We start from the raw sequence: 9,007 nt of genomic DNA, 5'->3' as shown, positions 1-9,007 counted from the left end.
AGCGTCCCGACAGGACGCTCCCCCCTCCGGCCGTCCACGCGGCCGCGGGTACGGAAGTTGAGCGGTACGGAAGCCGAGCGGTACGGAAGTCGCGTGCGTACGAAAAGGGCCCGCGCGGACAAGGTCTAGGCCTGGGATCCGATCAGCTGAGCCATGTGCCGCCCCGCGGTGAGCAGGGGCTGCTCGCTCCGGAAGACCTGGGAGGTCACCTCGGCCCCTTCCAGGGAGGCCAGTACGGTGCAGGCGAGATCCTCCGCCTCCTTCTCACCGAAGCCGCACTCACGGAACTTGGCGGACAGCACCTCCTGCCAGTTCCGCAGCGCCGCGTAGCAGGCCTCCTGGATACGGGGCGTGCGGCCGAGGGTCTCCAGGGCGGTCGCCGTGACCGGGCAGCCGTCGGTCCAGTCCGACTCGCGCAGCGCGGTGGCGAGCAGACGGGCGCAGTTCTCCACCGCGACGGCCGGATCGTCCGAGCTGCCGAGCCCGGTCCTCAGCGTGTCGGCGAACTCCTGGTCGCCGTGCTGGATGGCCGCGACGGCCAGCTCCTCCTTGCCGCCGGGGAAGAAGTGGTAGACGGAACCGAGCGTGGCCCCCGCCTCCCGGGCGATCAGTTTGATCCCCGTGCCTTCGTACCCCTGCCGCTGGAGGAGCCGTGACGCGGCGCGCACCACGCGCTCGCGCGTGCCGACAGCGGCCTCCGTGTCCGTGGCGCTCACACCCTGCGGCTTGGTCTCCATGTCATCAATCTACTTGATAGAGCGATCGTTCTGGAAGCCTGATACATTGTCACTGGATAGATCGCTCGTTCTAGTGAATCGAGCTGGTCGCCTGCCGCCGCTCCATCCATCCCCATGCCTGAGCGGCGGCAGCGCGGCTCATACGTGCTGAATCAAGGAGAGCTCCAGATGAGCAAGCAGTCGGTAACGGTCATCGGTCTGGGCCCGATGGGCCAGGCGATGGTGAACACCTTCCTGGACAACGGCCACGAGGTGACCGTGTGGAACCGGACCGCCAGCAAGGCCGAGGCGCTCGTGGCCCGGGGTGCCGTACTGGCTCCCACCGTCGAGGACGCGCTCAGCGCCAATGAGCTGATCGTGCTCAGCCTGACGGACTACGACGCGGTGTACGCCATTCTTGAGCCGGTGACGGGTTCCCTGTCCGGCAAGGTCATCGCCAACCTCAGCTCCGACACCCCGGACAAGGCCCGCGAGGCGGCCAAGTGGGCGGCCAAGCACGGTGCGAAGCACCTCACCGGTGGTGTGCAGGTGCCGCCGCCGCTGATCGGCCAGCCCCAGTCCTCCACCTACTACAGCGGTCCCAAGGACGTCTTCGACGCCCATGAGGACACCCTGAAGGTTCTCACCAACGCGGACTACCGCGGCGAGGACGCCGGCCTCGCGGCCATGTACTACCAGGCCCAGATGACCATCTTCTGGACCACGATGCTGAGCTACTACCAGACCCTCGCGCTGGGCCAGGCCAACGGTGTCTCGGCGAAGGAACTGCTGCCCTACGCCACGATGATGACGTCGATGATGCCGCACTTCCTGGAGCTGTACGCCCAGCACGTGGACTCCGCGGACTACCCGGGCGACGTGGACCGGCTCGCGATGGGGGCGGCCAGTGTCGACCACGTCCTGCACACGCACCAGGACGCGGGCGTCAGCACCGTGCTGCCGGCCGCCGTCGCCGAGATCTTCAAGGCGGGCATGGAGAAGGGCTTCGCCGAGAACAGCTTCTCCAGCCTCATCGAGGTGCTCAAGAAGCCGGCGGTCTGACATCCCGGACACCTGGCCCGGGTCTCCGGGGGCATGCTCCCCGGAGACCCGGACCCGGTCCGGGGACCGGTCCCGCTCTCAGTGCCTTCCGCGACGCCTCATCCGGCCGTCGGCGGGCGCCGTTGACGGTCCGCCGGTCCCCTCAGGCCGGTCGGTCCCGTCAGTCCGGTCGGTCCCGTCAGGCCAGCGCCGCCGCCTGCTGGGCCGCCCGGAAGCCGGACTCGATCGCTCCCTCGATGAACGCGCCGTGCCAGCCCGTGGCGATATCGGCACCCGCGAACACGATCCGGCCGTGCGGCTGCTCGATCCCGGGGAAGAGCTGGAGAAGCTGATTGGGCCGGCGCAGACCCCAGCCGCCTCCCGCGTACGGGTCCTTGGCCCACTCCATCGCCTGGTAGCGCAGGACCGTGGCACCGGGAAGGAACTGCTGGACGGCCGCCCGTACATCCGTGGCGCTGCTGACGTTCAGCGACGGACCGGTGAAGCAGATGAACAACCGGCCGTCGGCGAGCTGCTGTTGCGGCACCATCATCAGGATCGGGGAGCCCTCGCCAGCCTGAGCGGCCGTCGCCGGGACGTTCCCCTGCACCTGGACCCACATCTTGGTGGCGTGGGGAACACCGATGCCCTGGGTGGTGGCCTGGGTGTGCGCGGTGGGCAGTCCCGGGTTGAACGTGATGTTCTTCCACACGTTGGCGGGTGTGGCCACGACCACCACCGGCGAGACGAACCTGGCACCGGATGTGGTCTCGACCGTCACCAGCCCGCTCGACTCGGTCACCTTCTTGACCGGGGAGTTGAGACGTATGTCGGCCTGCGACTCGTTGAACATGGCCTGGAGCAGCGCGGTCATCCCGCCCACGGGCCGCAGGCTCATCGTGGTCGAGTAGGTGCCGTACGAGCCGCCGGAGAGCTGGATCCACTGGGCCATGGCGGTCAGCGCGCCCCGGGTGCTGGGCCCGCCCGAGTACACGGACGTCTCACTGTTGAGCCACTTCAGCTCGGTCGGCGAGAGCTGGAGCTGTCCGAGCCGGTCGGACAGCGAGAGCGGGTCCACGGACGCCAGCAGGTCCGAGCGGAACAGCGGTTCCGCGGGCCGCTCGAAGTAGTTCTCCGATCCCGAGTAGAACTCCCCCCAGAGCTGACCGAGAGCGGCGAACGCGTCCTCGGGAGGCAGGACCTCGAAGCCCTGGTCACCGGGCAGGACCATCTGCTCCGCGACGACGTCCTCGAAGGTGCTCCGGTTGTAGCGCTGGAGTTCCTTGTGGACCAGGGGCTGCTGGGGACCGAGCCAGCTCCCCCCGACCTCGACCTGCGCGCCGGCGAAGGTCGAGGTCCAGATCCGGCCGCCGATCCGGTTGCGGGCTTCGAGCACGAGCGGCCTCAGGCCCTGGAGGGCGAGCTCTCTCGCCACGGTGCCGCCCGCGTATCCGGCGCCGATGACGATGGCGTCCACCGGCACGGCTTCCTTGGCTCGGGCCACACCGGCCGTGGCCGGTATGAGCGAGGTGGTCAGCGCGGTCGCGCCGGCCGCCCTGAGAAGACTGCGGCGGTCGAACCGGCGCTCGGCCGGACCGTTGGATTCAGTGCCACGGAAAGACATGCGAAGTACTCCACAGATGTTGGTTGTCGGTTTTTCGCCATCAGGCGGAGGAACGCACACCGAATGAGGCGGGCGCGCGGCATCGGCTGATGTCTGCGGTGCCATGGCCCGTCGGTCTGTGTGCGATGCAGAGGCACACCGGAGACGCGCTGCGACAGCTCGTCGTCACGGTGTCTTTGGCCTATGTCTCGGCGCTCTGCGTGGATGAGCGGGTGCCGAATGAGTCGCGCGCCGTCATTCCCCCAGGAAACGGAGCGTAAGTCGGTGAGAGGCAGGCATCACGTCATCGAGTGGAAGGCCGCACTGCCTTCGGACGGGACCGCCGTACGAGAAGTGTTCGTCTTCTGTGCTTCCGGGGTGCTCCCGGATCTGTCTGGTCATTGCTGTTCCCCCCGTGCACGGCTCGGCGCAAAACGTCCTTGTTCTTTGCGCCGAAGCCTTGTCCAAGACTGTAAAGGGCGCCTGTCACCGAGTGGACTATGGCCGCTCATTGCCCGGTAATTTTCCGCACATTCAGGTTTCGCATAAATACTCTCTGGGAAGCGGACCGCACTCTCTGAGGTCGGGGACGGTGCCGCCGTCGTACTCGGTGTCCCGAATGCCCGACGGCAGCACAAATGCCCCCGGTCGAAGGACCGGGGGCACTCATGGATCAGGGAACCGGCAGTTGCGGCGCGGGGCCGGAATACGAACGGGTCAGGGGCCGGAGAGGGCGGGACGTACGCCGGCGGGCATCAGATGTACTCCGTACCCGGCTCCAGTCCGAGGAGTACTCGGCCATGTGCCTCCAGCGAGCTGACGGGGGTCAGCAGACCGTGCAGCGAAAGGGCCGCGATATCCCGGTAGACGCGCTGGAACGCGTTGGCGCGGGCGATCGTCGAGGCGGAACTGATGTTGTATAGGACCTCGACCGCTTCCTTGGCCGTCTGCACGACATAACCGACCTGACCGCGTACGGCGGCCTTGGCCTCGACGGTCATCTTCTCGCCGGCGTCCTCCCGGGACTGGATGCTCTCCAGCCAGACCCGCTGGAGCGCCTCGCACGCGGCGATCTTGTTCGCGGCCGTCGCCACCTGCACCTGGGTGTACGGGTGCAGGCTCTGCTCCGTCCACTCCGTGTAGGTGATGCCCTTGCCGGGGAGCCGCTCGACGAAGAGATCGAGCGCGGCTTTCGCCAGTCCGATGTACACCGGCGCGCAGGTCGCCAGAATGTAGCTGATGAGATTGTAGTTACGGCCGTTGATGTCCGCGTTCCAGCGGTCACGGGTCGACGCGTCGTACACCGTCGCGTCGACCACACGGTGAGCCGGGACGAATACGTCCTTCACCGTGGAGGTGACACTTCCCGTTCCCGCCGCGCCGAAGGTGTCCCAGTCGTCGGCGACGGAGACCTCCGAGATCGGCACGATCGCGAAGAGTTCTTCATGCTCTCCGTCGGGAAGCTCCGCCATGGCGGCGCATATGTTCCATTCGGCTCCCCGGACGCCGGTGTTGAAACGCCAGCTCCCATTCAGGATGTACCCGCCGTCGGTCGCCTTGAGTGTTCCGGACGGAGTGAAACCACCGGAGATCCGGACCGATCCGTTCGCGAAAATCTCCTCCTGCGCCTTGTCCGGATACAGGCTCGCGATCCAGGTGCTGGACATCCAGACCGACGCGACCCAGCCGGTCGAACCGCAACTCCGTGCGATCTCGGACAGGACCTCGGCCTGGTCGGCCGCCGGAAGGTCCAGTCCGCCGAAACGCTCCGGGACCGCGACACGGAAGACGCCGGCCTCCTTGAGCAGCTCGATGCTTTCTTCCGTTATCCAGCGCTGGGACTCCGCGGTTCTGCTGTTCTCCCGAAGCGCGGGAGAGATTTTCCTGATGGCATCCAGCACCACCGCGAGGTTCTCCTGGGATGTGGTCATACTGCCTCCTCCAATCATCACAATGTGTAGATCGAGGTCAGCGTTCCCTCGACAACTGCCGCGGGTCACCCTACCGGCGGGGTATGGGAGTTGCTTCCGTCGTCCGGTCATGCTCCGGTAATTGATCCTTCATCAGCCTCGCCGTCATTATCCGGTTACCGAATGATGGAGGGTCGGTTGATAACCGGGGAAAGCGCTTCCTGTCGGCCGAATACATCGACCGTCCGGCACCGGGGGAATTCCCCCATGAGGTGAATGCCCCGCCGCTGAGGCCGTTCGGCGGGGCTTTGACGGGCTTCGGCGGGCTTCCACGGCATCGAGGGGTGCCGCGCCGTGACGGCTTCGCGCGGGCGGGTGCCGTGTGACAAGGGTTGACAGTGGTCAGCCACGCGGGCACCCTCACGGGAGAGCGCTCTCCGACGATGTTCCCGTCACGGAGCGTTGAGTCCGGAGCCACCGACAGCCACCCTTCGCGTGCCGTCGCTGACCGTGCCACGGCGTTGTGGTGGACACGCACCGCACCCCGTGGAGACATGTATGAGCGTCCTGTCCTTCTTACGCGCACGTGGAAACGCCCGGCGCCGCAGACCGCTGATCGCCCTGGCCGCCGTGCTGAGTCTCGCGATGGGCGGCACCGTCGGGACATCGGCCGGCAGCGCGGAGGCGGCCGACACCCTGCTGTCACAGGGCAAACCCGTCACGACCTCCTCGACCGAGAACGCCGGCACCCCCGCCTCCGCGGCCGTCGACGGCGACGCGGGGACCCGCTGGTCCAGCGCCGCCGCCGATCCGCAGTGGCTCCAGATCGACCTCGGTGCCACCGCCGCCATCAGCTCCGTCGTCCTCAACTGGGAGACGGCGTACGCCACTTCGTTCAAGATCCAGGTGTCGGGCGACGCCCAGAACTGGACCGACATCCACTCCACGACGGCCGGTCCCGGAGGCAGCCAGACGCTCACCGTCAGCGGGTCCGGCCGCTATGTGCGGATGTACGGCACGGCACGGGCGACCGGTTACGGCTACTCCCTCTGGGAGTTCCAGGTCTACGGTTCGACCGGCGGCACCGGCGGCGGTCCCACCGGAACACCCATCTCGGCCTACAAGCAGGTGTCCGCCTCGACCTGGGAGGGCGCCAACGCGCCCGCGGCGGCGCTGGACGGGCGCAGCGACACCCGCTGGTCGAGCCAGTTCGCCGACAACCAGTGGCTCCAGGTGGATCTCGGCGGGTCGGCCACGATCAGCGGAATCGAGCTCAACTGGGAGTCGGCGTACGCCCGGGGCTATCGCATCGACCTGTCCGACAACGGCTCCACCTGGTCCACCGTCCACACCACCGCCACAGGACAGGGCGGTGTCGAGAAGCTGAACATCACCGGCAAGGCCCGCTATGTGCGGATGTACGGCACGGTACGGGCGACCGGTTACGGCTTCTCGCTGTGGGAGTTCCAGGTCTTCGGTTCCGTCGACGGTTCCTCCGCCACCGCGCCCCTGCTCTCAGGCCCCACCAAGGCGCCCGCGACCCTGAACCAGTTCGCGCTGTCCGCACCCGCGGACCGGGCCATGATCACCAACACCCGCAGGCCCGCGTTCTCCTGGGCGCCCGTCCAGGGCGCCGTCCGCTACGAGCTGTGGCTCAATGTCACGCGTACCGACTACGACTTCGCCGCCTCGGGCAATCTGCTCGATCTCTACACCAAGGTCGCCGAACCCACCGGCACCACCTACACACCGACCTGGGACATCACCGACCGGTGGACCTACAAGTGGTTCGTCGTCGCGGTGAGCGGCTCCGGTGCGAAAACCACCTCCAACATCCGTTCCCTCAGTGTCTATCTGCCCGCCGTCGAGACCGTCGACGACGGTGTGGGCATCGTCAACGGCGCCCGGGACCTCAACAGGAACGGCAGCACCGAGCCGTACGAGGACTGGCGTCTGCCGGTCGAGACCCGGGTCAGTGATCTCCTCGGCAGGATGACGCCGGAGGAGAAGGCCTATCAGATGTTCTACAACGTCCAGTCGTACCCGAGGTCCGGCTGGCACTTCGGACCGGCCCAGCCGGCCGATCTCCATGACATCCTGCTCTCCACGGCGGCCACGAGACTGGGCATCCCGCCCGTCTCCGCCGGTGACACCACCGCCGGCTACCAGACCACCTATCCGTTGCAGAGCACACTCGCGGCGAACAGGAACTACGCGCTCGACCACCAGCTGGGCGACATGCAGCGCAAGGAGCAGCTGGAGGTCGGCACGCGCGGAACGCTCTCCCCGCTCGCGGAGGTCGGCACGAAGGTGCTCTACCCCCGTATCCAGGAGGGCGGCGGCGAGAACGCCGATGTCGTGGCGGCTCAGCTCCGGGCTCTGGTGGCCGGTCTCCAGGGAGGACCGGAACTCAATCCCGCCTCGGTCCTCGCGACCGTCAAGCACTGGCCCGGGGAAGGCGCCGGCGGCGAGGCGGGCATCGTCTACGACGGGGTGACCATCAAGTACCACATGATTCCGTTCCGGGCGGCGATGGAGGCCGGGGCCGTCAACATCATGCCGGGGTACGCGGGCAGTTCCTATCTCGACCCGGGAGGGCCGGGCGCGGGTGACAGCGCCAAGATCCTCGCGTATCTGCGGCAGAACCTCGGCTACACCGGACTCATCACCACCGACTGGCTGCCCTCGGGTGCCTGGGTGAACGCGGCCAACGCCGGGTCCGATGTGATGGGCGGAGCCGACCCGGGCGCGACCGGGTTCACCATGGCGGACTTCCAGGCGCGGGTGCCGCTCGCCCGGATCAACGACGCGGTGGCCCGGGTCCTGCGGCTGAAGTTCCAGCTCGGGGTCTTCGAGAGCCCCTACGGCGACCCGGTGAACGGCCCCTACCGTTTCCACCAGCCCAGCTATGTCGCGCTGGCCAACCAGGCCGCGCGCGAGTCCAACACACTGCTCAAGAACAACGGTGTGCTCCCGGTCAGGCTCAACCGAGGTGACAACATCGTGGTGGCCGGTGCCCGTGCCACCGACGGCGCCGCGTGCTGCATCTGGTCCAGCTACTTCCACCCCAACTACGGTTCGCAGACCACCCTGGAAGCCATCAGAGCCAGGGCCTCCACCGCCGGTGTCAATGTCTACCAGGACACCGGACCGTCGCCCAAGCTCGCGGTCGTGGCCGTGGGCGAGCCCTCCTACACCCACGCCACCGCGTGGCCGAACCTCCAGCCGCATCTGCCGGCGGACCAGCTCGCCCTGATCCAGAACTTCAAGAACCAGGGGATCCCGGTGGTCGTGGTGCTGACACTGCCCCGGCCCATCGTGATCAGCGAGTGGAACGGTCTGGCGGACGCCATCGTGGTCACCTACCGGGGCGGTGAGGAGGTGGGACCGGCCACGGCCTCCCTGCTCTTCGGCGACTACACGCCCAAGGGCAAGCTTCCCTGGCAGCTGCCCAGAAGCCTCGACCAGATCGTGAAGCCGGGCGGCGGTGATGTGCAGGCGGACGCGAACGAGAAGTGGGATCTTCCCTACGACCTCGGCGCCACGGACGCCGAGCGCGCGGACATCAGGGCGAAGATCGACGCCGGCCAGCCGGTGCCGACCACCTACGGCAACCCGCTCTATCCCTACGGCGCGGGACTGACCGGCTGGAACTAGGTCCTCTCGGCCCTCTCTACGGCCCTGGCCACCACGAGGACAGGCCGTACGCGACAGCCCCGGCCGGCGGAACGCCGGCC

Annotated in this window: 5 protein-coding genes; 2 read left to right on the top strand and 3 right to left on the bottom strand. The window is 67.6% G+C overall.

Going from position 1 to position 9,007, the window contains the following annotated elements:
• Positions 1 to 125: 125 nt before the first annotated feature.
• Positions 126 to 737, bottom strand: a complete 612-nt coding sequence (locus ACWGDX_RS38815; RefSeq protein ID WP_453633463.1) for a TetR/AcrR family transcriptional regulator — start codon at positions 735 to 737, stop codon at positions 126 to 128.
• A gap of 168 nt (positions 738 to 905) precedes the next feature.
• On the opposite strand from ACWGDX_RS38815, the gene ACWGDX_RS38810 reads away from it, so the two are divergent.
• A complete protein-coding gene (locus tag ACWGDX_RS38810; RefSeq protein WP_453633461.1) occupies positions 906 to 1,778 on the top strand; it encodes an NAD(P)-dependent oxidoreductase in 873 nt (290 codons plus the stop codon).
• 178 nt (positions 1,779 to 1,956) lie between these two features.
• On the opposite strand, the gene ACWGDX_RS38805 is transcribed toward ACWGDX_RS38810, so the two are convergent.
• Together ACWGDX_RS38805 and ACWGDX_RS38800 are read right to left on the bottom strand one after the other, a co-directional pair.
• Positions 1,957 to 3,381 carry a flavin monoamine oxidase family protein gene (locus tag ACWGDX_RS38805; RefSeq protein WP_453633459.1) on the bottom strand — a complete coding sequence of 475 codons (1,425 nt, stop codon included), beginning with the start codon at positions 3,379 to 3,381 and terminating at the stop codon, positions 1,957 to 1,959.
• Positions 3,382 to 4,115: 734 nt separating this feature from the next.
• Entirely contained in the window at positions 4,116 to 5,291 is a 1,176-nt protein-coding gene (locus ACWGDX_RS38800; RefSeq protein WP_453633457.1) for an acyl-CoA dehydrogenase family protein, read from the bottom strand.
• A 537-nt stretch (positions 5,292 to 5,828) separates the two neighbouring features.
• Between ACWGDX_RS38800 and ACWGDX_RS38795 the strand changes: the two genes are divergently transcribed.
• A complete protein-coding gene (locus ACWGDX_RS38795) occupies positions 5,829 to 8,927 on the top strand; it encodes a discoidin domain-containing protein (RefSeq protein ID WP_453633455.1) in 3,099 nt (1,032 codons plus the stop codon).
• Positions 8,928 to 9,007 lie beyond the last annotated feature (80 nt).

Source organism: Streptomyces sp. NPDC055025, from assembly GCF_053608565.1.
The sequence above is the reverse complement of the archived record's forward strand: the minus strand, read 5'-3'. Positions and strand labels throughout refer to the sequence as shown.